This window comes from Arthrobacter sp. SO5 (assembly GCF_020532805.1).
In the GTDB taxonomy this organism is placed as follows: Bacteria; Actinomycetota; Actinomycetes; order Actinomycetales; family Micrococcaceae; genus Arthrobacter.
The window spans coordinates 59,268-82,466 of the sequence record NZ_MQTQ01000013.1; the positions used below are offsets into that span (position 1 = coordinate 59,268).

24 protein-coding genes are annotated in these 23,199 nt (G+C 67.9%); 9 read left to right on the top strand and 15 right to left on the bottom strand.

What is annotated here, in order from left to right:
• Positions 1-15: 15 nt before the first annotated feature.
• From BJG92_RS02875 to BJG92_RS02895, 5 genes are all read right to left on the bottom strand, one after another.
• Positions 16-318, bottom strand: coding sequence for a rhodanese-like domain-containing protein (locus tag BJG92_RS02875; RefSeq protein WP_232082511.1), 303 nt, complete (start codon positions 316-318; stop codon positions 16-18).
• A 100-nt stretch (positions 319-418) separates the two neighbouring features.
• Positions 419-1,768 carry a Na+/H+ antiporter NhaA gene (gene nhaA / locus BJG92_RS02880; RefSeq protein WP_232082512.1) on the bottom strand — a complete coding sequence of 450 codons (1,350 nt, stop codon included), beginning with the start codon at positions 1,766-1,768 and terminating at the stop codon, positions 419-421.
• A gap of 75 nt (positions 1,769-1,843) precedes the next feature.
• Positions 1,844-2,539 (bottom strand): TrkA family potassium uptake protein, encoded by a 696-nt coding sequence (locus tag BJG92_RS02885; RefSeq protein WP_232082513.1) that lies wholly within the window; start codon positions 2,537-2,539, stop codon positions 1,844-1,846.
• Positions 2,532-3,923, bottom strand: coding sequence for a TrkH family potassium uptake protein (locus BJG92_RS02890; RefSeq protein WP_232082514.1), 1,392 nt, complete (start codon positions 3,921-3,923; stop codon positions 2,532-2,534). Before BJG92_RS02890 ends, BJG92_RS02885 begins: the two co-directional genes overlap by 8 nt.
• 43 nt (positions 3,924-3,966) lie before the next feature.
• Positions 3,967-4,758, bottom strand: coding sequence for an alpha/beta hydrolase (locus tag BJG92_RS02895; protein WP_232082515.1), 792 nt, complete (start codon positions 4,756-4,758; stop codon positions 3,967-3,969).
• Positions 4,759-5,002: 244 nt separating this feature from the next.
• Here BJG92_RS02895 and BJG92_RS02900 point away from each other — a divergent pair, with 244 nt between their 5' ends.
• Positions 5,003-6,109 (top strand): GTP pyrophosphokinase family protein, encoded by a 1,107-nt coding sequence (locus tag BJG92_RS02900; RefSeq protein ID WP_232082516.1) that lies wholly within the window; start codon positions 5,003-5,005, stop codon positions 6,107-6,109.
• A 13-nt stretch (positions 6,110-6,122) separates the two neighbouring features.
• Here BJG92_RS02900 and BJG92_RS02905 read toward each other — a convergent pair whose 3' ends face one another.
• Entirely contained in the window at positions 6,123-6,563 is a 441-nt protein-coding gene (locus BJG92_RS02905) for a protein-tyrosine phosphatase family protein (RefSeq protein WP_232082517.1), read from the bottom strand.
• Positions 6,564-6,699: 136 nt separating this feature from the next.
• On the opposite strand from BJG92_RS02905, the gene BJG92_RS02910 reads away from it, so the two are divergent.
• Complete coding sequence (locus BJG92_RS02910) at positions 6,700-7,725, top strand: bile acid:sodium symporter family protein (protein WP_232082518.1); 1,026 nt, start codon at positions 6,700-6,702, stop codon at positions 7,723-7,725.
• Between the two features lie 9 nt (positions 7,726-7,734).
• Here the strand turns inward: BJG92_RS02910 and BJG92_RS02915 are convergent, their stop codons facing one another.
• Positions 7,735-8,298, bottom strand: coding sequence for a LacI family DNA-binding transcriptional regulator (locus BJG92_RS02915; RefSeq protein WP_232082519.1), 564 nt, complete (start codon positions 8,296-8,298; stop codon positions 7,735-7,737).
• Positions 8,299-8,479: 181 nt separating this feature from the next.
• Here BJG92_RS02915 and BJG92_RS02920 point away from each other — a divergent pair, with 181 nt between their 5' ends.
• Positions 8,480-9,121: a hypothetical protein gene (locus tag BJG92_RS02920; protein WP_232082520.1), complete on the top strand. Its 642-nt coding sequence runs from the start codon at positions 8,480-8,482 to the stop codon at positions 9,119-9,121.
• 99 nt (positions 9,122-9,220) lie between these two features.
• On the opposite strand, the gene BJG92_RS02925 is transcribed toward BJG92_RS02920, so the two are convergent.
• Positions 9,221-10,051, bottom strand: a complete 831-nt coding sequence (locus BJG92_RS02925) for a GAF domain-containing protein (protein WP_232082521.1) — start codon at positions 10,049-10,051, stop codon at positions 9,221-9,223.
• A 145-nt stretch (positions 10,052-10,196) separates the two neighbouring features.
• A complete protein-coding gene (locus tag BJG92_RS02930; protein WP_232082522.1) occupies positions 10,197-10,655 on the bottom strand; it encodes a universal stress protein in 459 nt (152 codons plus the stop codon).
• Between the two features lie 164 nt (positions 10,656-10,819).
• Here BJG92_RS02930 and BJG92_RS02935 point away from each other — a divergent pair, with 164 nt between their 5' ends.
• A complete protein-coding gene (locus BJG92_RS02935) occupies positions 10,820-11,515 on the top strand; it encodes a maleylpyruvate isomerase family mycothiol-dependent enzyme (RefSeq protein WP_232082523.1) in 696 nt (231 codons plus the stop codon).
• Positions 11,516-11,620: 105 nt separating this feature from the next.
• On the opposite strand, the gene BJG92_RS02940 is transcribed toward BJG92_RS02935, so the two are convergent.
• On the bottom strand, positions 11,621-12,664 hold the full coding sequence (locus BJG92_RS02940) for an NAD(P)-dependent alcohol dehydrogenase (protein WP_232082524.1): 1,044 nt from the start codon (positions 12,662-12,664) through the stop codon (positions 11,621-11,623).
• A gap of 192 nt (positions 12,665-12,856) precedes the next feature.
• On the opposite strand from BJG92_RS02940, the gene BJG92_RS02945 reads away from it, so the two are divergent.
• Complete coding sequence (locus tag BJG92_RS02945; RefSeq protein ID WP_232082525.1) at positions 12,857-13,762, top strand: helix-turn-helix transcriptional regulator; 906 nt, start codon at positions 12,857-12,859, stop codon at positions 13,760-13,762.
• On the opposite strand, the gene BJG92_RS02950 is transcribed toward BJG92_RS02945, so the two are convergent.
• The 3 genes from BJG92_RS02950 to BJG92_RS02960 are packed head-to-tail and all read right to left on the bottom strand — an operon-like array spanning position 13,728 to position 17,968.
• Positions 13,728-15,497 (bottom strand): biotin carboxylase N-terminal domain-containing protein, encoded by a 1,770-nt coding sequence (locus BJG92_RS02950; protein WP_232082526.1) that lies wholly within the window; start codon positions 15,495-15,497, stop codon positions 13,728-13,730. The genes BJG92_RS02945 and BJG92_RS02950 overlap by 35 nt on opposite strands.
• Complete coding sequence (locus BJG92_RS02955) at positions 15,497-17,155, bottom strand: 5-oxoprolinase/urea amidolyase family protein (RefSeq protein WP_232082527.1); 1,659 nt, start codon at positions 17,153-17,155, stop codon at positions 15,497-15,499. The genes BJG92_RS02950 and BJG92_RS02955 overlap by 1 nt, the downstream gene beginning before the upstream one ends.
• A gap of 48 nt (positions 17,156-17,203) precedes the next feature.
• Positions 17,204-17,968: a LamB/YcsF family protein gene (locus tag BJG92_RS02960; protein ID WP_232082528.1), complete on the bottom strand. Its 765-nt coding sequence runs from the start codon at positions 17,966-17,968 to the stop codon at positions 17,204-17,206.
• A gap of 218 nt (positions 17,969-18,186) precedes the next feature.
• Between BJG92_RS02960 and BJG92_RS02965 the strand changes: the two genes are divergently transcribed.
• From BJG92_RS02965 to BJG92_RS02975, 3 genes are all read left to right on the top strand, one after another.
• Entirely contained in the window at positions 18,187-18,819 is a 633-nt protein-coding gene (locus BJG92_RS02965; protein ID WP_232082539.1) for a GntR family transcriptional regulator, read from the top strand.
• Between the two features lie 194 nt (positions 18,820-19,013).
• Positions 19,014-20,231, top strand: coding sequence for an NRAMP family divalent metal transporter (locus BJG92_RS02970; RefSeq protein ID WP_232082529.1), 1,218 nt, complete (start codon positions 19,014-19,016; stop codon positions 20,229-20,231).
• 5 nt (positions 20,232-20,236) lie between these two features.
• Complete coding sequence (locus tag BJG92_RS02975; RefSeq protein ID WP_232082530.1) at positions 20,237-21,064, top strand: putative hydro-lyase; 828 nt, start codon at positions 20,237-20,239, stop codon at positions 21,062-21,064.
• Between the two features lie 92 nt (positions 21,065-21,156).
• On the opposite strand, the gene BJG92_RS02980 is transcribed toward BJG92_RS02975, so the two are convergent.
• Positions 21,157-21,867 carry a GntR family transcriptional regulator gene (locus BJG92_RS02980; protein ID WP_374199754.1) on the bottom strand — a complete coding sequence of 237 codons (711 nt, stop codon included), beginning with the start codon at positions 21,865-21,867 and terminating at the stop codon, positions 21,157-21,159.
• Between the two features lie 225 nt (positions 21,868-22,092).
• Between BJG92_RS02980 and BJG92_RS02985 the strand changes: the two genes are divergently transcribed.
• Entirely contained in the window at positions 22,093-22,428 is a 336-nt protein-coding gene (locus tag BJG92_RS02985) for a hypothetical protein (RefSeq protein WP_232082532.1), read from the top strand.
• A 44-nt stretch (positions 22,429-22,472) separates the two neighbouring features.
• On the opposite strand, the gene BJG92_RS02990 is transcribed toward BJG92_RS02985, so the two are convergent.
• Positions 22,473-23,199, bottom strand: a 727-nt coding sequence (locus tag BJG92_RS02990) for a LysR substrate-binding domain-containing protein (RefSeq protein WP_232082533.1), incomplete at its 5' end; no start/stop codon positions are given.

Sequence of the window (23,199 nt, forward strand, 5' to 3'; positions counted from 1 at the left end):
AGTTCAGCGGCCCACTCAGCCGCGGTCGACCGGGAGTCCGTCGAGCTGCCACTCGTTGATGCCGCCGGTGACGTTGACGGCGTCGTACCCCTGGTCCGCGAGGTAGGCGGTGGCCTGGGCGCTGCGGGCGCCGGCTGCACACATCACATAGACGGTGCCGCCGGCGGGAACTTCGGCCAGGGACTGCACGAAGCGGGACAGCGGAATGCTCTGCGTGCCGGGCACCCGGACCTCGGCGAATTCGTCATCCTCGCGGACATCGACAATGGCGGCGTCCTGTCCCAGCGCTGCCAGTTCCTTGACGGAAATGCTCTTCATGGTTGTCCTTTCGGGCGATGCCGGGTGATCCGGCCGGCGTAGTCCCCCAATGATACCCCCTGGGGTATGAGGAGGTGCCGGGGCCTTGCGCGGGGCCCTCTCAGGTCCCCTGCTGGTAGACGTCAGGGATGCCGTCGTGGTCCGAGTCGATCTTCTCTGCTTCCTCGGCCTTCCGGTACTGCCGGTTCCGGGTCATCAGCACAGCGGACGCCAGCAGCGCCGCGAGCAGGGAGGCCGCGAGGATTCCCACCTTGGCATGGTCGTCGTGGAGGCTGCCCTGGCCGAAGCTCAGTTCGGCGACCAGGAGGGACACGGTGAAGCCGATCCCGGCCAGGAGCGCCACTCCGAAGATGTCGACCCAGGTGAACGAGTCATCCAACCGGGCCTTGGTGGCCTTCGTCAGCAGCCACGTGGTGCCGAGAATGCCGGCTGGTTTGCCCAGAACGAGGGCAAGGATGATGCCGATGGCCACGGGGTCCGCCAGCGCCGAGCGGAGCCCGTCCCAGCCGCCCACCGCGACGCCGGCGGAGAAGAAGGCGAAGACCGGAACGGCCACTCCGGCCGAGATGGGCCGGAACCGGTGCTCGAAGACCTCCGCCAGCCCGGGTCCGGCATCAGGTCCGCCGCTGGCCTGGGACCGGATCACCGGAACGGCGAATCCGAGCAGGACGCCGGCCACGGTGGCGTGGATGCCCGAGGCATGAACCAGCGCCCACGTGACCGCACCCAGGGGCAGCAGGATCAGCCACGCCGCAGCGGGCTTGGTCCCGAAGAAGCGCCGGTACTTCTGGGCCAGGAACGTGTACACCGCGAGCGGGATCAGCGCCAGCAGCAGAGGCGTCGGTTGCAGATCACTCGTGTAGAAGACGGCGATGATGCTGATGGCGAGCAGATCATCGACGACGGCGAGCGTCAGCAGGAAGATGCGCAGGGCGCTGGGCAGGTGCGAGCCGATGATGGCGAGCACGGCGACGGCGAAGGCGATGTCGGTGGCCGTGGGGATGGCCCAGCCGCGGAGGGTCTCCGGACTGGCGATATTGACCGCGGCGTAGATGAGCGCCGGGACCACCACTCCGCCGACCGCGGCAGTGACGGGAACGATTGACTTGTTCAGCTGCCGCAGATCCCCCGCCACGAATTCCCGTTTGAGCTCGAGTCCGACCAGGAAGAAGAAGATGGCCAGGAGCCCGTCGGCGGCCCAGGCCCCGAGGCTCAATTCGAGGTGCCAGGGCCCGTAGCCGACCGTGAAGTCGCGGAGGGCGAAGTAGCTGGCCGAGATCGGCGAGTTGGCCCAGATGAGGGCGATCACAGCGGCCGATACCAGCAGGGCGCCGCCGACTGTTTCCTTGCGGAGGATTTCGCCGATCCGGAGGGATTCCGCGTAGCTGCCGCGGCCGAACACGCTGAGGCGCGGCGGGGCGGGAGGCGGTGTGGAAGGGGGGGTGCTCATGCGGCAGTCCTAAAATTGGGTCGACGGAACTATGCCGACCAGACTTCCCGGCGCACCAGAGCCCACTCTACCGGGTCAGGGCATGATGCTGAATTGTTCAGCTTTTGCTTTGCTGCCTTGGACGATGATCTGGTCGTCGTCGTAGAGGGTGGTTTGGGCAGTGGTGTGACCCCAGGTCCCGCCGGGGCGCTTGACTGCCACGATCGTGACGCCGTACTTCTCCCGGAGTCCGAGCACGCCTAGCGGCCGGTCGCGGACGCTCGCGGGCGGGCTGGTCCTGATCATCACGAAGTCGTCCTCGAACTCGACGTAGTCGAGGATCGAGCCGAGGACCAGGTGGGCGACGCGCTTTCCCATGTCGTGTTCCGGCCGGATGACGTGTTCGACGCCGAGCTGGCCGAGGATTTCGGCGTGGGGTTCGCTGATGGCCTTGGCCCAGATCTGCGGATGGCGGAACGTCAGGATCCTCGACGTCGTGAGGATGCTCGCCTCGATGTCCGAGCCGATCCCCACCACCGCCCGGTCAAATTCATGGACCGAGAGCTGGCGGAGCACTTCCTCCTTGGTGGAATCGGCCCTGACCACATGGGTCAATCGGCCGTTGAAGGACTGCACAATCTCCTCGTTGGCGTCGATGCCCAGCACCTCGGTGCCCTGCGCCTCCAGCTCCAGGGCGAGGGAACCGCCAAAACGGCCAAGGCCGATGACCACCACGGAAGATGCCTTGGCGATCGTTCCGGCGCTGCGTGCGGAGAAGATGTTCCTAGCCAATGAGCGGCCTTTCTTTGGGGTACTCGTAGAGCGCGGGGCGTTCCCGCAGGGCCAGGGCGGCGCCCAGTGTGACCGGACCCAGCCTTCCGACGAACATCAGCAGAATCAGCACAAGTTGGCCGGCGGGCGGAATCCCGGCCGTGATCCCGGTGGACAGTCCAACGGTGGCAAACGCAGAGATCACCTCGAACAGGATCCTCTCCTGCCCGAAGTCCGTAATCACCATCAGGAACATGGTCGCCCCTGTGACGAGGGCGATCGCCAGCAGGACCACGGTGATCGCCTGGCGGTGCACCGCCCGGGACAGCCGCTTCCCGAAGATGTTGACGGCCGTGCCGCCCTGCAGTTCGGTGGAGATGATGAAGAACAGGACGGCAAAGGTGGTGATCTTCAGGCCGCCGGCGGTACCGGCCGGGCCGCCGCCGATGAACATCAGGATGTCCATCCCCAGCCAGGAGACGGGGTGCATCTGCCCGATGTCGATGCTGTTAAAGCCCGCGGTCCTGGTGATGACGGACTGGAAAAAGCCTGCCAGCACGCGCTCCGCAGGGGGAAGGCCGCCGAGCGTAGCGGGGTTGGACCATTCGACGGCGGTGAGGAAGACGGTGCCGCCCGCCAGCAGGACTGCTGAGCCCACCAGGACAAGTTTGGTGTTCATGCTCCAGTGGATGGGGCGCCGGTACTGGCGGCCCAGTTCGAAGAGGACCGGGAACCCGAGCCCGCCGATGATCACGGCGCCGGCGATCGGCAGGCACAGCCACGCGTCGCCGGCGAAACCCATCAGGTTGTCGGAGTACAGGGCGAATCCGGCGTTGTTGAAAGAGGAAACCGAGTGGAATAGACCGTGCCACAGGGCTTCGCCGGGCGGGTAGCCGTAGCCGGCCATGAATCGGGCCGCCAGGATCAGGGCCAGGCCCGCCTCCACGGCCAGGCTGATCAGGAGCACCCCGAGCAGCACCCGGCGGACGTCGCCGAAGCCGCTACTTTTGGTTTCGGCGGCTGCCGAGAGCCTGGACTTCAGGCCAAGCCGGCGCGCGGTCAGCACCCCGAGGAGGGTACCGAAGGACATCACGCCGAAGCCGCCGATCTGGATCAGCACCAGGATGACCACCTGGCCGAAGCCGCTCCAGAAGACCGGTGTATCAACGGTGATGAGGCCTGTTACGCACACCGAAGAGGTGGCAGTGAAAAGTGCCTCCAGGAATGTGGCGCCGCCCTCGCCGGCCTTGGCCACGGGAAGCAGGAGCATCCCGGTTCCCGCCGCGACCGCGCCCGCGAAGCCGAGCACAATGACCTGCGCCGGGTGGCGGGGTGCGAACGCTCTGACGAACTTTGTGAAGCCCGCTGCCGGGGCGCGCAGGATAGCGGGAACTTCAACGTGCATACGCGTCACGCTATCACCCGATGGAGGCAGTCACGGCGACGGCTCAGGTGAGCAGCCCCTGGACCAGCTCGCGGCATTTGCGGTAGGCCGCGGCCTTCGGGTCGATCAGCGCGAAGTGGTCACCCGGGACCTTCAGAAGCTGAACTGGCGCCCCCGCTGCTTTGGCTGCACCCGCGTACGTCTCGGATTGGCTCATCGGGACGGTGTCGTCTTCGGTTCCGTGGACCGCATAAACGGGGACAGCCAGGGGAACTGCGCTCATGGGGTCCGCGTATTTATGCCGCTTGGGGTATTTTTCCGAGGAACCGCCCAGCAGGTTGCTGACCGCCCCATTACTGAGGTTCAGCCGCTCGGCGGCGGCGAGGTTGAGCACTCCCGACTGGCTGACCACGCCAGTGAGCCGCACGGCGCCGTCGTCCCTGCGCAGCAGCTGGCGGTCCGCGTCCGGTGCGCCGATCTGTCCGAGCCGGTCCCGGCCGGCCGCCCAGACCGCCAGGTGCCCCCCGGCGGAATGGCCCAGGGCGACAACCCTGTCCAGCCCGAAGCCGTGCTCGACGGCGACGTCGCGCACCTTGTCGATCCCTGCCAGCACATCGGAAAAGGTGTGCGGCCAGCCACCGCCGTTGCCTGCGCGGCGGTACTCCAGGTTCCAGGCCACCATGCCATGCGCTGCAAGGTCCTTGGCCAGCGGCTCACCAAGCTCCGCGCCGTATTGGGAACGCCAGTAGCCGCCATGGATGACCACCACCACACCTTTGGGCGCGGCAGTTTCCGGCAGAAAAAGCTCACCCCACTGGCTCGGGTCATCGCCGTAACTGTACTTAAGCCGCTTCACGCTGTCCTCCTTGGGGCCCGGTGAACAGGCGGCGGAGATTGCCCCAATGTCACCGCCGCTGCGGCCGCAAGCAAAGCCCGACGCCGCACATCAGCCATGTGCAGAGCCTACCCTGCGCGCCGCCCGGCACGGCGAAGGCCCGCGGGGGCCCGTCGGCGGACGCCCGCTGGCCGCGATGCCCGCGCGACACCGCCCGCGGGGGTGTCAGGCAACCGCCGTCGTACCCCGGCCGTAAGCTGGACGCATGGCGAGCAACTGGGATCGGCTTGAGCCGAGCCTGCGCGAATCGGTGCAGGAGAACGTGGAACTCTACGAGCGGGTCCGTCCTGCCCTGAAGCTGGTCACCCGCGAGGTCCTGCTCACCCTGCGGAGCATGCTCAAGGGCACCGAGGTCACACCGCTGTTCGTCACCGGCCGCACCAAGACTGTCGAGTCGTTCCGCGAGAAGATCTCCCGGACGGAGGAGCCGCTGGAACCCGGCGGCCCGCCGGTGCTGAAGTTTCCGGATCCTTTCCGGACCCTCAATGACATGGTGGGCATCCGCGTCATTACCAAGCTGCCGGCCGAAAACGCGGTGGTGGCCAACCTGATCAAGCGCCAGCGCCAGCTCTTCGACTGCCGCGGGGACCGCGAGAAGGACATCGGCTCGATCGAGTCCGGGACCTACGGTTACTCCAGCCGGCACCTGATCCTGCGGACCCTCCAGAATGAGGCCGCTAAGGAGTACCAGCAGGCCTTCAACCCGGAGGTCCAGCCGAACGGCAGCTATTTCTTCGAATGCCAGATCCGCACGGTGTTCGCGCACGCCTGGAGCGAGATCGAGCACGACATCCGCTTCAAAGCCGAGGACCCCCGGGCCTGGACACCGCACTTCGACCGCCAGTTCACTGCGACGGCCGCGATGCTGGAAACCGTAGAGGGCGCCTTCTCTGACCTGCACGACCGCTACGAGGAAGTCCGCAGCTACTGGGACATGGACGGGGAGGGCGCCATGCAACTGACCCCGAACCGGATCCGGGACGTCTGGCGGACCCTGCTGCCGCACGTGGACCGCAAGGTCGACGACGACTGGGGCTGGGCCGCCGAACTCATGGCCGCCCACGGCCTCAACCAGACAGTCCAGCTCGCCGGGCTGCTCAGCGCCAATCGGATTACCGAGGTCCGCAAGGCCCTGGATCACCGCTACTCCCCCGGCCCGGACCGGCTGCTCGATGACTTGCTGCTCTGGCAGTTCGGCACCAGGCACATCGACCTCACCGCCGAGACCGCCGACGCCGTCCCGCACCCGCGGCGGGACAGCCTGCTGCGGCGGCTCAAGCAGATCGAGCGGTACCGGCTCACCCAGGGGTAGCGCGCCTCGCGCCTCAGGAACCTGACCCGCGGAACTGCGCCACGTACCGCCGCTGCCACGGCGTTTCCACCGCGCTGCGCCGGTAGTTCCGCCGCACGAAGGCCACGGCCTCGGCGGGCGGGACACCGTCGAGGACGGCGATGCAGGCCAGGGCAGTGCCCGTTCTGCCGCGACCGGCCCAGCAGGCGAGCTCCACCCGCTCCGTTTCTACGCGGCGCCAGGCTTCCTTGAAGGCATCCAAGGCATCGGCGCTGTCATCCGGCAGCCGGAAATCGTGCCAGCGGACCCAACGGGCGTCCCAGCCGGGCGGAATCGGCGGCTTGCTCAGCAGATACACGCCAAAGTCCGGCTTAGGACCTGCGGGAAACGGCGACCATAAGCCCCGACCCCGGACGAGCCTGCCCGAAGGAAGTTCCAGGACTCCCTCCCCGCCGTGCTCCCACGTCTGCGTCATGATTGAGAGCCTAGCCCTTGGCTCCGGCACCCTAGTTTCCCGGGCCGGCAGTACTCCATGCCACACATCTGACATATTCCTCCAGTGATTGGTCATGAACTCGCTCCGGCGCGGGAACCAGTGGCACCATACATGGATGCTTGAGGCAACCACATCCCCGCAGAAAGTCCCCGTGGCCGGCGCTGACACTGATGTGGCGTCCAGTCCCGTCCCGGTCAATCCCGCTCTCGCCGCCGAGGCCAAGATCGCCCGGATCGCGGTGACCGTCTTCCCCCTGCTGGTGGTGGCGGCCGGCGTCCTGGGTTTCCTGCTGCCTGGTGCCTTCAAGCCCCTTAGCCCCAGCGTGCCCTACCTGCTGGGCATCATCATGTTCTGCATGGGCCTGACCCTGACTCCGGCTGATTTCGCGTCCGTAGCCAAACGCCCCTGGGCCGTCGTGCTGGGCATCGTGGCCCACTACGTCATCATGCCGGGGGCCGGCTGGCTGATCGCCCGGGCCTTGAACCTCGAGCCAGAGCTGGCCGTGGGACTGATTCTGGTGGGTTGCGCTCCGTCCGGGACCGCCTCCAACGTGATGGCGTTTCTCGCCAAGGGCGATGTTGCCCTGTCGGTGGCCGTAGCCTCCGTATCCACCCTGATCGCGCCGATCGTGACGCCGTTGCTCGTGCTCATCCTGGCCGGTTCCTACCTGCAGATCGACGCCGGCGGCATGGTCCTGGACATCGTGAAGACCGTCCTCCTTCCCGTCATCGCAGGACTGCTGGCCCGGCTGTTCCTCAAGAAGCTCATCGCCAAGGCGCTGCCGGCCCTGCCGTGGGCGTCCGCCGTCGTGATTTCGCTGATCGTGGCGATTGTTGTGGCCGGAAGCGCCAATAAGATTGTTGCCGCAGGCGGAATCGTGTTCCTCGCCGTGGTGCTGCATAACGGCTTCGGCCTGGGCCTGGGGTACCTCGCCGGCAGGCTGGGACGCCTGGACGACAAGGCACGACGCGCCTTGGCTTTCGAGGTGGGCATGCAGAACTCGGGGCTGGCCGCGACCCTGGCGACCGCGCACTTCACCCCGCTGGCAGCCCTGCCATCCGCCGTGTTCTCGGTGTGGCACAACGTTTCCGGCGCGGCCGTCGCCGCGTGGCTGGCGCGGCGCCCGCTGAAGGACGCCTAGGGCCCGGTTCTAGCCGCGCAGCCGGGCGAGCAGCAGCGAAACGGCCTGCTCCGCGAGGTCTTCAGGTCCCCACGTTCCCGGCGACAGAACCTCGAACCCGTCAGGCTCCAGCGTGTCCGAGACGACCAGCTGGGCCACGCCGCGGGCGTCGAGCTCCGCCATCGCCTCAAGGTCGCGGGGGTTCCGGTCAGCCGGCACGGAACCGAGGATGACGCCGTCGGCCCCGCCGGAGAACATGAACTGGCGCCAGCTGTCGCCGAGCAGGATGACCGGCTGGTAGGCGTGCCGAGGCAGGATCCCGGCGACGGCAGTGGCCAGGGCCCGGTCCCAGGGCTGTTCGAGGTCCGCGATGGCCACGGCCACGAGGTCTGTCCGGCCGCGCCGCATCCCCCGGGCCGACCGGTTGGCGACGTAGCCGAGTTCGCGCACGGCGGCGTGGACCCGGTCCTGGGTGGGCTGGCTGATGCGGGTGGTGCCGCCGAGCCGGCCGGAGAGCACATAGGAGACAGTGGTCAGGGACACGCCGGCCGCCTCCGCGACGTCGCGGATGGTGGGCCTGGATCCTTGCCGCACTGATTGCCCCCTGATTGTTCGCTACGGGTTCCCGCCGGTGCTGAAAATGCCGTCCACCTGGACTCCAGCTTGAACTCTAGCCGGTTGGGCCCTGGTGGGCGGCCCGCGGGCGGCTGAGCAATTGTTAAGGGCTGTGTACAACGCCAAGCCATCCGCGGAGTTAGGGGCGTAGCGTGCAGACATGGCAGATGACAGATACACGACGGAGCGGGACAGCTTCGGGCGGCTCCTGGCAGACCGGGAGATCTGGCGGCAGGCGGGCACGATTCCGGCGGCCGGCGAGCTGACCGCGCGCTGGCTCGAGGGCCGCAGCGAGTACCAGCCGGGAACGTTCACTCCCGGCCCCGACGACGAAACCAAGGCCATCGCAGCTGATCTCGCCGGGCTGAACCGCAACGGACTTTTCACCAAAGAATCCCAGCCGGGCGTGCCCGCCGGGGGACATGCCCAGCGGGCCTACGTGACGGGGTTCTGCAGCGCTGAGTCGGCGGCAGCTCTGCTGGAGTTGTCCGCCCGCACCGATCTGGTGACAGTAGCCCACGCCCCCGGCGAAGCCAGCGAGTCAGCCATTCCCGTGACCGTCCTGGACGGTGAAGTGGTGACGGTGCTGGGCAGCAGCGAAGGACCGGTCGGCGATGACCAGCTCCGCGACTGGGCCGACGAAGCCAACGAAACGCTGGCCCTGGTCCTCGCAGACTCCTGGTACGTGGAGATTTTCGACCCCGTTTGGGGACGGAACGGGGTATTGCTGCCCGCAGTGCTCCAGGCGCTGACAGACCAGGAGCTGACAGACCGGGAGCTCCGGGCCCAAGGGAGGCGATAGGGCCGATCTGCCCAGCGGCCGGAGCACAGCAACGCGGGGTCACTTAGCGCCGGTCCCAGGGGCCGGGATGGGCTTTAAGTGACCCCGCGTTGCTGTTTACTACGCTCCGGCGGGACTCTCCGTCCTGTGGTCCGTCATGCCAACGAGCGGAGCTGCTGCGGAGCGCGCCGCCCCGACGCCGGGGTTGCTCCGGGCCTTCATGGATCGATCCGCATCGGAATCGGTGATGAGGACGCGCAGGTTGACCTCCAGGAATTCCGGCGAAAAGTTTCCGGCGACGCTGCGAAGGTACTCAAGAGCCGCCTCGCTACTGAATCCGTACTCACGTATCAGGGTCCGCAATGCCAACCCGGCCAGGGCACGGGACAGCTGTGCCGAGGACAGGTCCGCGCCGTTTTTCATGCCGAGCGCAAGTTGTTGTGCCAGGTGAAGGTTCCGGGACGTGTGACGCACAAATCTGGCTGCTGCGGTGATGTCCGCGCTGGTGAAAACATGCGGCCACGGCGCATACAAGTTGATCACGGCGCGGAATACGTCCGCGGGGACCAGGGGAAGGGACAACACTGACCGGGTTCCCAGGGCAGCAGCGGCGCTGGCGTACCCGGGCCAGCGGCGCTCCATTCTGGTGTCCGCGACGAGGACAAATTCTCCCGAACGAACCGCGGCGCGGGCCGGACCGTCGTCGAATGAGGCCTCCACCGCGTCCACGGCGGCAGACGCCGCGCTGCCGGCCGTCAGCGTAGCAGCCTCCCCGGACCGGATGACGGTGATCGACCAACTGATCCCGCGGCCGGTGCCTCCGATGTCTTCCACGAATTCGGCCATGGCATCACCGAAGTAGGCGCCGATGTCCCGGCTGTCGAAACGCATTTCACCGACGACGACGGCGGGGAGTTTCGGCCCGCCGCCCGCTGTACTTCCCTCGGTCATGGTCCACGCTCAATGTTCGGACACGCCGGCTCCCTGCTAAACCGATGGGAACAGCATACGACCCAGCGATCCGCCGCGCCCAGACCATCGCGGTGAAGTTTCGTCCGGCGCTGTCCCCCTCGTGTCTCCTCCTACAGCCGGCGCGTCAGGAAGCCCTGGACCGGACTACGAGGACCGGGCACTGAGCGTGGCTGATGACCTGGTGCGAGACCGAACCCAAGCGCAGGCCGCGAAATCCGCCATGCCCGCGGGAGCCGACAACCACGAGATCTGCGTCCCTGGCGGCGTCGATGATGGCTGACGCCGGTGAATCGCTGTGGACGACCTGCCCGGTGGCGGCCGCGCCCCCACTCGAAGCAATCTTCAGGGCTTCAGCCTGCAGCCTCTCGGCAATCTGTTGGGGCGAATCCTCGGCCACGATTTCACCGGCGGCCGTTTCCAACACCGCCGGAAACCACGACATCGGCGGTTTGCTCCAGGCTGTCACGAGGCGAATCTCCCCGTTGCGCTGTTGAGCCTCGTCCCGGGCCCAGCTCAGCGCATTCTGGGCAGACTCGGAACCGTCGAAGCCAACCACAATCACGAATGAACCGGTATTTGGCATTTTCTTTCCTCGCTAAGCGGCGCCGACAGGTTCGCGATGACGTTGCCGGCGGCGGAAACGTCACCCGAGCCACAGTCTAGGCCGTCACGCTGATTTACGACCGGGCCTTTTGGACCACCCTGCCGCCAGGAGCCGGCTTCCCTGCGCCCCGATATGCTCGACCCATGTCACCCGACCGTTACCTTGCCGAGCTGGCCGGCAGCCTGGACCTTCTCGGTGTCCTTGCGCGCCAGCCGGACGAAATACTGGCCCGTCCTGTTCCGGCCTGCGCGGGCTGGACACTCGATGAGGTGTTCGGGCATCTCGGTTCAATCGAACGCTGGGCAGTTGACGTGGTCCGGGAGGGAAAGTTCGTCGGGGAACCGACGCCGCCGGCCACGGGCGCAGCGGCATGGTTCCTCGCTGGCGCAGAGACCTTCCTCGGGTCAATGGCGGCGATCGATCCCGAGGCACGGTGCTGGAACTTTGGCCCGCCACCGCGCACGGCCGGATTCTGGCTACGGCGCCAGGCACACGAACACGCCATCCACCTCGTCGACGCCTGCCAAGCCTCGGACCTGGTCCCCCAGATTCCCGGCAAGGACTTCATGATCGACGGAATCGACGAGGTCCTCACCATGTTCACCCCGCGGCAGCTGCGGCTGGAGCGGATGCCGCACCCCGAAGCGGCCGTGACCTTCCACGTGGCCGGTGCCGGCAGCTGGACGCTCGGCCAAGGGACCGCCGCGGCATCAATTACCGCCCCCGTGCAGGAAATGTACCTCGGCCTCTGGGGCCGGTCAAACCTCGCGGCAAGCGCGACCATCGAAGGTGACACCGACCTCGCCCTCAGCGTTCTGCGCGGCCCCCTCGCTCCCTGATGCAGTCCCCGCTTCCGGTGAGCGTAAGTCCGGGCGTGCGCCTCAGGCAGGACCCGGCGTCGGGTCCTGCCTGAGGTCCGGGTCCTGCCTGAGGTGCGGCTTGGACTAGACCAGCGTCGACGTGTCAATCACGAAGCGGTAGCGCACGTCGGAGGCCAGCACGCGCTCGTAGGCCTCGTTGATCTTCCCGGCCGGGATGACCTCGATCTCCGCGCCCAGCTTGTGCTCGGCGCAGAAGTCCAGCATTTCCTGGGTCTCCCGGATGCCCCCGATCAGCGAGCCGGCGAAGGACCGGCGGCCGCCGATCAGCGAGAAGACGTTGAGGGAGAGCGGCTCCGCCGGAGCGCCGACGTTGACCATGGCCCCGTCGACGGCCAGCAGGGAAAGGTAGGCGTCCAGGTCGATCTTCGCGCTGACCGTGTTCAGGATCAGGTCGAAGGAGCCGGCGAGCTGCTCGAAGGTGGACGGATCGCTGGTGGCGAAGTAGTGGTCCGCGCCTAGGCGAAGCCCGTCCTCCTGCTTCTTCAGCGACTGCGACAGGACCGTTACCTCGGCGCCCATCGCGTGCGCGATCTTCACGCCGACGTGGCCCAGGCCGCCCAGGCCCACAATCGCGACCTTCTTGCCGGGGCCGGCGCCCCAGTGGTTCAGCGGCGAGTACGTGGTGATGCCCGCGCAGAGCAGCGGCGCCGCGACGTCGAGCTCCAGACCCTCGGGGATCCGCACCACAAAGTCCTCGGTGACCACAACATGCGTGGAGTAGCCGCCCTGGGTGCGGGTGCCGTCATGGTCCACAACGCCGTACGTGCCGATATTGCCTTTGACGCAGAACTGCTCTTCGCCCGCGAGGCAGTTGACGCATTCGCGGCAGGAGTTGACCATGCAGCCGACGCCGACCCGGTCGCCGACGGCGTGCTTGGTGACGGCCGAGCCGACCTCGCTGACGATGCCGGCGATTTCATGGCCCGGGACCAGCGGGTAGCTGGCCGGTCCCCAGTCGCCGCGGGCGGTGTGAATGTCCGAGTGGCAGATGCCGGCGAACTTGATGTCGATCAGGACGTCGTGCGCGCCAACGTCGCGGCGTTCGATGGTCGTCGGAATGAGGGGTTCCGTCGCGGAGGTGGCGGCGTAAGCATTAACGGTAAGCATGGATCTCCTGCGTGTGGGGTTCAGGGGGAGGTCGCCCCGGCGTTCGGCACCGGTCAGGTGCGGCCTTGCGGCCCGGACGTCATCGGGGGCACTCTCCATCAAACACCATCCGTCCGCCGCTGAGGGAGTCACTGCCAGTACCCCTTCCGGCAGGGCCTCCCATACGGGGCCGCACCCTCTAACGTTGAAGGCATGGACAATCACAGCGAGACCCGGGACTTCCTTGCCACCCGGCGGGCGAAAATCACCCCTGAGCAGGCAGGACTGCCTGTCTACGGCGGCAACCGCCGGGTCCCCGGGCTGCGGCGCGGCGAGGTTGCCCTGCTGGCCGGCGTCAGTGTTGAGTATTACACCCGGCTGGAACGGGGAAACCTCTCCGGAGTCTCCGAGGGCGTCCTGGAATCGCTGGCAAGGGCACTGCAGCTGGACGAGGCGGAGCAGGCGCACCTGTTCGACCTCGCCCGTGCAGCGAGCACCAGCAGAAGGCCGCAGCGCCGCCGCGCCGCAACCCAGCCTGTCCGTACGAGCGTGCAGCTCACGCTCGACGCGATTACCAACGCACCGGCGTTCGTGCACAACGGGCGACTGGACATCCTCGCGGCCAACCAGCTCGGCTACGCGCTGTACTCCGAGATGTATCCCAGCCCCGGCCGTCCGGCGAACCACGCCCGGTTTATCTTCTTCGACACCCGTTCCCACGCGTTCTACCCCGACTGGGACCGCGCCGCGAACGACACTGTGGCGATCCTCCGCACCGAGGCCGGCCGGGACCCGTACGACCGCGGCCTGACCGACCTGGTCGGGGAACTCTCCACTCGAAGCGAGGAGTTCCGCACGCGGTGGGCGGCCCACAACGTGCGCCAGCATTACACCGGGGTCAAGCACCTCCGGCACCCCGTGGCCGGCGACCTGCACCTCATGTTCGAGGCCTTGAATCTTTCGGCCGACGCCGGGCTGTCGCTGCTCGTTTATACCGCCGAGCCCGGCTCGACCACCGGGGACGCCCTGCGGATGCTGGCCAGCTGGGCCGCGACCCAGCGGTCGGAGACCCAGCAATCCGCGCCTACCCGATCAGGGCCAGCACCGCTCCAGCACTAACGACGCCGCCGGCTTCCGCGCGGAGGCCGGTCACGGTCCCGTCGCGGTGGGCCGAGACCTGGGTTTCCATCTTCATCGCCTCCAGCACGACGACGGGATCCCCCGCCGAAACTTCGGCGCCCGGTTCGACGAGCCACTTCACCACGGTGCCGGCCATGTCGGCGCGCAGCTCCGACGGGTGAGCGGCGGCGCCGTCGGACTCCGGACGAACGGACACTCCCGCCGGAACCGGCCCGCCGGACAGCGTCCGGGCAGACAGCGCCCAGCCGTCCAGCAGGTCAGCCGGCAGGCCCACCGCCATCCGGCGGCCGTCCACCTCGACGGTGATGGTGCGCCGTTCGCCGTCGGGCGCGGTGGTGCTGTAGCCCGGGTCCGCGGGGATGGCGGTACTGTCTGCGAAGTCCGTTTCGATCCAGCGGGTGTGGATGCCCAGGCCGGTCTCGGAGGTGAAGTCCGGGGATTCGAGGACCGCCCGGTGGAAGGGCAGCACGGTGGCCACTCCGGTGATGCGCATCTCGGCGAGGGCCCGGCGGGCACGGCGCAGCGCCTGCTGGCGGTCCGCGCCGGTAACGATCAGCTTCGCGAGCAGGGAGTCGAACTGCGGTGCGACGATGGACCCCGACCGGACCCCGGTATCGAGGCGGATCCCCGGACCCGTGGGGCCGGAGAACTCGCCGATCGTGCCGGGTGAGGGCAGGAAACCGCGGCCCACGTCCTCGGCGTTGAGCCGGAACTCGAAGGAGTGCCCGCGCGGTGCCGGGTCCCCGGTGACGCGCAGCGGCTCCCCGGCGGCGATGCGGAACTGCTCCTGCACGAGGTCGATCCCGGTGGTTTCCTCGGTGATGGGGTGCTCCACCTGGAGGCGGGTGTTCACCTCGAGGAACGCCACGGTGCCGTCGGCGGCGACCAGGAATTCCACTGTCCCGGCGCCGGAGTAGCCGGCTTCCCGGCACACGGCCTTGGCGGCGTCGTAGATCTGCTGCGTCTGGTCCTCGCTGAGGAACGGTGCGGGCGCCTCCTCGAGGAGCTTCTGGTGCCGGCGCTGGAGCGAGCAGTCGCGGGTTCCGACGACGATGACGTTGCCGTGGATGTCGGCCAGGATTTGCGCCTCGACGTGGCGCGGACGGTCGAGGTAGCGCTCCACGAAGCACTCCCCACGGCCGAAGGCGGCGACGGCCTCGCGGACGGCGGAATCGAAGGCCTCCTCGACCTCGTCCAGGGCACGGACCACCTTCATGCCGCGGCCGCCGCCGCCGAAGGCAGCCTTGATGGCGATCGGCAGGCCGTGCTGTTCGGCGAAAGCGCGGGCCTGGGCGGCGGACTCCACCGGGCCGTCGCTGCCGGCGACCAGCGGCGCACCGGCGCGGACGGCGGTCTCGCGGGCGGTGATCTTGTTGCCGAGCAGCCGGATGGCGTCCGGGGTGGGGCCGATCCAGGTCAGGCCGGCGTCGAGGACGGCCTGCGCGAAGTCGGCGTTCTCGGACAGGAAGCCGTAGCCGGGGTGCAGTGCGTCGGCGCCGGTCGCCGCCGCCGCGGCGAGGAGCTTGGGGATGTTCAGGTACGTGTCCGCGGGCGAGTTGCCGCCCAGGGCATAGGCCTCGTCCGCGGCACAGACGTGCAGGGCATCGGCGTCAATATCCGCGTACACGGCGACGGACGCCAGCTGCGCGTCGTCGCAGGCCCGGGCGATCCGGACGGCGATTTCACCGCGGTTGGCGATCAGGACCTTGCGCATCAGTTACTCACTTCTTCTTCGGGGGTGGCGTGTTCGGTGTTGCGGGCGTCCGCCCAGCGGAAGCGGATGGTGCCGCCGATCGGGATCTGGGCCGCGACGTCCAGCTGGGAGTCGACCACGACGGCGATTACCGGGTAGCCGCCGGTGACGGGGTGGTCCGCCAGGAAGAGCACGGGCAGGCCCTCCGGCGGGATCTGGATGGCCCCGGCCACCGTGCCCTCGCTGGGCAGTTCGCCCTGCCGGCTGCGCTGCAGCGGGGTTCCGGCCAGGCGCATGCCCACCCGGTTGGACTGCGGTTTTACTTCCCAATCCTGGCCGCAGAAGGACGCCAGCGCGGCGGCGTCGAACCAGTCGGCGCGCGGTCCCGGGACCACCTCCAGCACGGTCACCCCGGTACCCGGGAAGTCAGGCTGGAGTTCGGGATCTCCGACGACGCCGGACTCGGACTCCCCGCCGGCGGCGAACAGCTGGCCTGCGGCCAAGGGTGCCGGGCCGATCCCGGACATCGTGTCCGTGGAACGGCTGCCGAGCACGGGGGCGGTGTCCACGCCGCCACGGACGGCGAGGTAGCTGCGGAAACCGCTCTCCGGTGCGCCGAGGGTCAGGGTTTCGCCGTCCAACAGGGCGAACGGCGTGGCCATCGGGACGGTCCGCCGGACCGGCCCGGAAGCGGCGCCCGACGGCGATTCGATGGTCAGGTCCGACGGTGCCCCGGCTACGGCGAGGACCTGGTCCCCGACAGCCTGGACGGTAAGCCCGCCGGCGACCGTTTCGACCGCGGCGGCCGACGGCGCATTCCCGACGAGGCGGTTGGCGCGGCGCAGCGAGGCCCGGTCCAGCGCGCCGGCGGCGGAGACGCCCAGGGCGGAGTGGCCGTGCCGGCCAAGATCCTGGATCAGGCTGTGGAGTCCCGGCGACACGATCCGGAGTCCTGAGTGCACGTCCTGCGGCCCGGGGCCGGCAGCGGCCGGTCCAGCCGCCAGCGCCACAGACTCCCTGACGGCGCGGAACTGCACCCGGTGGCCGGGACTGGCCAGCGCGGGCTGCTCCCGGTCCAGGCCCCACATCCTGGCGCCGGTGTGCCCGATCAGCTGCCAGCCGCCGGGGGAACTGCGCGGGTAGACCGCGGAGTAGTTGCCGGCCAGGGCCACGGATCCCGCGGGGACGGCGGTACGCGGTGAGCTGCGCCGCGGGACTTCCAGTTCCTGGTGCTCCCCCACCATGTAGCCGAAGCCGGGGGCGAAGCCGGCGAAGGCCACGGTCCAGATCTGGCCCGAATGCGCCGCGATCACGCCGTCGGGTCCGAGGCCGGTCAGCTTCGCCACTTCGGTGAGGTCCGCGCCGTCGTACACGGTGTCGATGACCACCAGGTCACCCTCGCGCTGTACCGATGCGGTGAGGTCGAGCTGGAGCAGGAGCGCGGCGATGCGCCGCGCGGCGGCCGGCGAGTCCGCCCTGACCAGGACCGTCTCGGCCGCGGCCAGCACGTCCAGCTGACCGGGCAGCGGCTTTTTCAGAAGCAGTGCCTGCAGGGCGAGCACGTCCTGGGTGCTCGTGAGCTCGGCGAGAACCGCACGGGTTCCCACTGCCCTTACGGAACTCACCTTGTGAGCTGCCCCTTGCTGTCCTGCCAGGGTGTCCCCCGATGTCTTAACCATCAGCTGCTTCCATCATTGCCGGTGCCGGTGAATTGGATTCCGCGCCGCTTAGGCGTGGACGAATGCGTTCGTACTGATCCCGGCGGCGGTCAGGGCCTCGCGGACTAAGGCCGCCATGGTCACGGCTCCCGGGGAGTCCCCATGCACGCAGATGCTCTCTGCGCGGATCTTCAGGATGGAGCCGTCAATGGTGCGGACGGCCGAATCGGAGGCCATCCGGAGGACATGCTCTATGACCTCAGCGTGGTCAAGCAGGACGGCTCCGGGGAGCGTGCGGGACACGAGCGTGCCGTCCGGGTTGTAGGCCCGGTCCGCGAACGCTTCGGTCACCGCACGGAGGCCGGCGGCCTCGGCCAGGCGGAGCACTTCCGAGCCCGGCAGGCCCAGGATGGGCAGGTTCGGGTCGACGGATTTTACGGCGTCGACGACGGCTCTCGCCTGCGCGGTGTGGGCCACAATCGCGTTGTAGAGCCCGCCGTGCGGTTTGACGTACGTGACCTTCCCGCCTTCCGCGGCGGCCAGGGCCTGCAGCGCGCCGATCTGGTAGACGACGTCGTCCGCGAGTTCGATCGGGTCGATGTCCAGGAAGCGGCGGCCGAAACCTGCGAGGTCGCGGTAGCCGACATGCGCGCCGATCACGACGCCGGCGGCCACCGCCTCGCGGCAGGTCTTCCGGATCACGCTGGGGTCACCGGCATGGAATCCGCAGGCAACATTAGCGCTGGAAACCGAACGGAACATCGCCGAATCGTCACCCAGGCTCCAGCGTCCGTAGGACTCGCCGACGTCGCTGTTTAGGTCGATGGTTGCCACTTGTGATCCTCGTCTCGTTGTCATTCCCTTTCTAGGATGCACCAAATCCTTTGATTGTTCAACAATTCTTCGATTTCACAATGGGACGATCGTGTAAATTCTCAGGTATGACGAGCGCCGAATCAGGATTCCGCGGCATTCCCGGCTCAGCCCCCACCGGGACGAAGCAGGCCGCCGGCAGGGCTGGCGCGACCCTGGGGTCGGCGGCCCGGCTCCGAATGGCCGTCCCCTCCGTGGCGGACCGGGTGGCGGCGGAGCTGCGGCTGCAACTGGCGGAAGGACTGCTGCTGCCGGGCGCACGGCTGACCGAGTCAACCCTCTCCGAGGAGCTGGGCGTTTCCCGCAACACCGTCCGCGAGGCCTTTGCCGAGCTCGCGGCCGAGCGGCTGGTGGTCCGGCACCCCAACCGGGGAGTGTTCGTAGCGAGCCTCGGGCCCGGCGACATCCATGACGTGTACACCGTGCGCCGTTTCATCGAAGTGAGCGCCATTCGGGGCGGCGGAAGCCCGGAGCGGGTGACGGCCGTCCGCGCCGCCGTGGAAGAAGGCAGGGCCGCAGCGGCGGCGGCGGACGACGAAGCCCTCGGCAGCGCCAACCAGCACTTCCACGGCGCGATCGTGGCGCTGGCCGAGAGCCGGCGCCTCAACACCATCATGGCGCAGGTGCTGGCCGAGATGCGCCTGTTCTTTCACAAAGCCACCGTGGATGCACATTTTTACCGCAGCTACCTCGATGACAACGATAAAATCTGCAAGGCCCTGGAGGCCGGTCAACTGGACCGCGCCGGGGACCTGCTACTGGCCTACCTGGACCGCTCGGAGGAGAAGCAGAGCGCCGTCCACGGGGACTGAGCCGACATTGACCGCACTCCGACGTGCTCGCCCCCGGCTGGGTGGCGGGCGGTTTCAGGGCCGCCTTGGGCGGCAGTGGGCAGCGCGGAAAGCCGGCCTGTTGTTGAACAATCCCTTGCGTAGATTGTTCAACAGTCTGTAGAGTGGCTGCAGACAATCGTTGTGACGCAAGTCACCCAACTGTTGGGACCCCCATGGAATCCACCAACGTCAAGGCCGCCCTCAAGCCGGCCGCCCGGCGATCCGCCCTGCTGGGCGCCATGTTCCTCATGGCAACCAGTGCCATCGGCCCGGGGTTCATCACCCAGACAACGGCCTTCACCGTCCAGCTCGGCGCCGCCTTCGCCTTCGCGATCCTGGTCTCCATCCTGGTCGACATTGCCGTGCAGGCCAACGTCTGGCGGATCATCGGCGTCTCCGGCCTGCGGGCCCAGGAGCTCGGTAACAAGGTTCTCCCCGGCGTTGGCTGGTTCCTCGCCGCGCTCGTCTTCCTCGGCGGCATCGTCTTCAACATCGGCAATATCGCCGGAACCGGGCTCGGCACCAACGCCATGATGGGGCTGGACCCCAAAATCGGCGGGGCCGTGTCCGCCGTGCTGGCCATCCTGATCTTCCTCAGCAAGAGGGCAGGAGTGGCCCTCGACCGGATCGTCGTGATCCTCGGTGCCCTGATGATCCTGATGACGCTATATGTGGCTGTGGTTTCGGCTCCGCCGCTGGGTGAGGCCCTCAAGAACACCGTGATGCCGGAGAAGGTCGACTTCCTGGTCATCACCACCCTCATCGGCGGAACGATCGGCGGCTACATCACGTATGCAGGGGCCCACCGCATGCTGGACACCGGCGTCACCGGCGTTGAAAACGTCAAACAAATCACACAGAGCTCGATCGTAGGCATCATGGTCACGTGCGTCATGCGCATCCTGCTGTTCCTGGCCATCTTCGGTGTCGTCGCCGGCGGCGTGGCCCTGACCGGCAACAACCTCGCCGCTTCCGCGTTCCAGGCAGCAGCAGGAGATATCGGCATGCGCGTCTTCGGTGTCATCTTGTGGGCTGCCTCCATCACCTCCGTCATCGGAGCGGCGTACACCTCGGTCTCCTTTGTCACGAAGCCCACCACCAAAGACCGCACCCGCAACCTGATCACCGTCGGCTTCATCTCTTTCTGCACCGTGGCCTACCTGCTGATCGGCCAGGCCCCGCAGCAGCTCCTCATCTTCGCCGGTGCCTTCAACGGCCTCATCCTCCCCGTCGGGTTCGGAGTCCTGCTCTGGGTGGCCTGGCGCCGCCGGGACCTGATGCAGGGCTACGTCTACCCCAAGGGCCTGCTCGCCATCGGGGTCGTGGCCTGGCTCCTGACCCTGTTCCTCGGCTACAGCTCACTGACCAGCCTGTCCAAGCTGTGGGCCTAGAACCAATGACGCTTCCCGAGGTTAACGTGCCTTCCGCCGCCGGCCATCCCGCAGACCCCGCAGGGTTGCTCCCGGCCGACGCGCGGGCCCTGTTCCGCGCCGGTCTGGTGACGCCCACCTCCGGCTGGAGCAGCGGCTACGCGCAGGCGAACCTGATCATCGTGCCCAAGGCGCAGGCTTTCGACGTTCTGCTGTTCGCGCAGCGTAACCCCAAGCCCTGCCCTGTCCTGGGCGTGCTGGATGCCGGAGAAACATCCGGCGTGCTGCTGGCCGGAGGGGATATCCGCACCGATGTGCCCAGGTACGTGGTGTACCGCGATGGCCGGAAAGTCGATGAACCGACAGACCTCATGGACCACTGGCGCAATGATCTGGTGACGTTCATTGTGGGGTGCAGCTTTACCTTCGAATCCGCCCTGCAGGACAACGGCATCCGGGTGGCCCATATCGATCAGGGAGTGAACGTGCCGATGTACCGCACGTCCGTCCGCTGCGAACCGGCCGGACAAATGGCCGGCCCCCTGGTGGTCTCCATGCGCCCCATTCCGGCCTCCCAAGTGGCCGACGCCGTCCGCATCACGTCCCGCTATCCGGCCGTTCACGGCGCCCCGGTCCATGTGGGCAACCCCGCTGAACTGGGCATCGCGGATCTGGGCCGGCCGGATTTCGGCGACCCGGTCCGGATCCCGGACGGGCATATACCTGTCTTCTGGGCGTGTGGGGTGACACCGCAGGCGGCCGTCATGGAGTCAAGGCCGGCACTTGCCATTGGTCACGCCCCGGGGCACATGCTCATTACGGACGCACGCGATACGTCGTACCAGGTCCCCTAGGCTACTGGGCGCCGAAAGCCCTGGACCAGTCCGTCCCGGCAGTCCGCCCTGAACCGATGACTCCGGCGGCCTGCCGTGGTCAGCGCTCAAACTCACGAAGCGTCAGTCACGGAGCTTCCATCCCGCGAAAGGGCTCCGATATGCACTAGGAGTTCGCGCTCGGCGGCATCCAGGTACCGGCGCAACTCTGCCGCGGCTTCTTCCCTGCGGCCGGCCTGCAGTTGCGCCACGAGGGCGGCGTTGAGTTCCACGTAGTGGCTGTGGAAGTCCGCCGTGGTTTCCATGGCGTGGAAAACGAGCCGCATCTGGGCGAGGACCTTGTCCATAAGTCCGGCCACCGACGCACTCCCTGAGAGCGCCACCAGCGCCTTGTGCAGATCCTGGTTGGCATCGGCCATGTCCGTCACGGCCCCCACCCTCAGGGCGGCGCGGGCCCGGTCGATGATGGCGCCCAGCGCATCCAGTGTCTCTGCACGGTACTCCCCCCACAGCACGGCCGCCGGCTCTATCAGCCGGCGGACCCGGTAGATCTCACGGACATCCTCGGCCTGGGGCGAGGACACGAACACCCCGCGATTGGGAATGCGCAGGACCACGGACTCACCGGCGAGGACGGTGAAAGCCTCCCGCAGCGTATTCCGTGAAACGCCCAGGACCTCGGAGAGTTTCTGCTCGGAGAGTTTCGTTCCAGGGGCGAGCTGGCCTGCCGAGATACGAGAACGCAACACAGCGGCCACCCACGATCCGGTGTGGGCGTGAGTGGCCGGGACCTCGTCCGAGATCCCTTCGAGTGCGGCATTCATCGGCATGGATCCAATCTACAGAAGAAGCGTGCAATCCCGGCGCCGTGTCCGCGTGGGCGCCGACGGGGACTGAGTTGGTCCCGCGACGCACATTCAGCCCCGCGACGCGCAAAATGCCTGCCGACACCGGGATTCCCGCGTCGAAAGGAAATTTGCGCGTCACGAAACACCCTGCGCGTCGTTCCCGCAGGGCCGGGCAAGGTGGAACCGCGCTAGGCTGGATCGATGAAACGACGCCTCGCCGCCCTGTCCGCCGCATCCCTCATGATCGTGCTGGCCGGCTGCGGCCAGGTCCAGGACGCCGCCAACAAGGCGGTCAGCGACGGCGCTTCGCAAGTCGCCACGGCGGCCGGCAGTGAGGTGAAGAAACAGGCCTGCGCCCTTGTTGAGGACGGCCTCGTCAGTGCCAAGGACAAGGAACTCCTCGGCGGCCTCGTGGCCGGTGCGGAAACCGCAGGCGTTCCGTCCGAGATCACCACTCCGCTGCGCCAGATCGCCGCATCGGGCGACCAGGTTCCGGCGGAGTCCGTCAAGGCCCTCAGGGACGCCTGCGCCAAGTAGCTGCTGCACCGGCACGCCCGGCGGGTCCTCCGGCCAAGATCGGCCTAGCGCTTGCCCTTTTTCCGGGAACCCTTGCCGCGGCCCTTGTCGGGGTTCGGTGCGTAGCGCTGGGCCACCTTGGGCTTCTTGACCCCGGCCCCCCGGCGGTCCGGCTTGGGTTCCTTCTTCGGCTTTTCCTGCTGCGCCGAGGGCTGGCGGGAGCTCGCGGCGGTCCGGCCGCGGACAATCCCGATGAATTCCTCGATCACTTCGTCCGTGGTGTCGCTGAGCCAGGCGAGGGCGATCTCCGTCGCCGGCGCCCCTGTGAGCTTGCGCGCCACGGTGTCCTTGACGTTGAAGTGCCGCGCCACGGACATCGGCAGGACCACGAGGCCGGCGCCGGAGGCCACCACCTGCAGCGCCGTTTCCGCTCCGCCGAGTCCGCGCACGTCCAGGAACGTCTCCGCGGCCAGGTCCACCAGGGCCACCTCCTCGAACACCGAGATCTCATGCCCTTTGGGCGCCACCACCACGGGCTGTTCCTCGTAGAGGGGAATGACGCTCAGGCCCTCGCGTTCCACCGGAAGCCGGACGAAGCTCAGGTCCGCGGCGCCCTCGCTTAACACGGTGAGCTGGGCCCCGTCGTCGGACATGAAGGAGTGCAGCGGAACCTCAGGCATCCGTTCTTCCCAGCGCCGGATCCATTTGCCGGGGGTCACGCCGGCGACGTAGGCGAAACGCAACTCCCGCGGTGCTGCTTCGGCCGGGGCGGGGGATTCGTCGGGGGTCTGG

What these genes read in the sequence shown, in the direction of transcription:
- BJG92_RS02955 (WP_232082527.1), bottom strand. Translation starts at nt 17,155, where the DNA reads ATGGTTAAGACATCGGGGGACACCCTGGCAGGACAGCAAGGGGCAGCT.
- BJG92_RS02910 (WP_232082518.1), top strand. Translation starts at nt 6,700, where the DNA reads ATGCTTGAGGCAACCACATCCCCGCAGAAAGTCCCCGTGGCCGGCGCT.
- BJG92_RS02875 (WP_232082511.1), bottom strand. Translation starts at nt 318, where the DNA reads ATGAAGAGCATTTCCGTCAAGGAACTGGCAGCGCTGGGACAGGACGCC.
- BJG92_RS02950 (WP_232082526.1), bottom strand. Translation starts at nt 15,497, where the DNA reads ATGCGCAAGGTCCTGATCGCCAACCGCGGTGAAATCGCCGTCCGGATC.
- BJG92_RS02905 (WP_232082517.1), bottom strand. Translation starts at nt 6,563, where the DNA reads ATGACGCAGACGTGGGAGCACGGCGGGGAGGGAGTCCTGGAACTTCCT.
- BJG92_RS02930 (WP_232082522.1), bottom strand. Translation starts at nt 10,655, where the DNA reads ATGCCAAATACCGGTTCATTCGTGATTGTGGTTGGCTTCGACGGTTCC.
- BJG92_RS02980 (WP_374199754.1), bottom strand. Translation starts at nt 21,867, where the DNA reads ATGAATGCCGCACTCGAAGGGATCTCGGACGAGGTCCCGGCCACTCAC.
- BJG92_RS02920 (WP_232082520.1), top strand. Translation starts at nt 8,480, where the DNA reads ATGGCAGATGACAGATACACGACGGAGCGGGACAGCTTCGGGCGGCTC.
- BJG92_RS02945 (WP_232082525.1), top strand. Translation starts at nt 12,857, where the DNA reads ATGGACAATCACAGCGAGACCCGGGACTTCCTTGCCACCCGGCGGGCG.
- BJG92_RS02890 (WP_232082514.1), bottom strand. Translation starts at nt 3,923, where the DNA reads ATGCACGTTGAAGTTCCCGCTATCCTGCGCGCCCCGGCAGCGGGCTTC.
- BJG92_RS02970 (WP_232082529.1), top strand. Translation starts at nt 19,014, where the DNA reads ATGGAATCCACCAACGTCAAGGCCGCCCTCAAGCCGGCCGCCCGGCGA.
- BJG92_RS02935 (WP_232082523.1), top strand. Translation starts at nt 10,820, where the DNA reads ATGTCACCCGACCGTTACCTTGCCGAGCTGGCCGGCAGCCTGGACCTT.
- nhaA (WP_232082512.1), bottom strand. Translation starts at nt 1,768, where the DNA reads ATGAGCACCCCCCCTTCCACACCGCCTCCCGCCCCGCCGCGCCTCAGC.
- BJG92_RS02985 (WP_232082532.1), top strand. Translation starts at nt 22,093, where the DNA reads ATGAAACGACGCCTCGCCGCCCTGTCCGCCGCATCCCTCATGATCGTG.
- BJG92_RS02975 (WP_232082530.1), top strand. Translation starts at nt 20,237, where the DNA reads ATGACGCTTCCCGAGGTTAACGTGCCTTCCGCCGCCGGCCATCCCGCA.
- BJG92_RS02940 (WP_232082524.1), bottom strand. Translation starts at nt 12,664, where the DNA reads ATGCTTACCGTTAATGCTTACGCCGCCACCTCCGCGACGGAACCCCTC.
- BJG92_RS02965 (WP_232082539.1), top strand. Translation starts at nt 18,187, where the DNA reads ATGGCCGTCCCCTCCGTGGCGGACCGGGTGGCGGCGGAGCTGCGGCTG.
- BJG92_RS02925 (WP_232082521.1), bottom strand. Translation starts at nt 10,051, where the DNA reads ATGACCGAGGGAAGTACAGCGGGCGGCGGGCCGAAACTCCCCGCCGTC.
- BJG92_RS02900 (WP_232082516.1), top strand. Translation starts at nt 5,003, where the DNA reads ATGGCGAGCAACTGGGATCGGCTTGAGCCGAGCCTGCGCGAATCGGTG.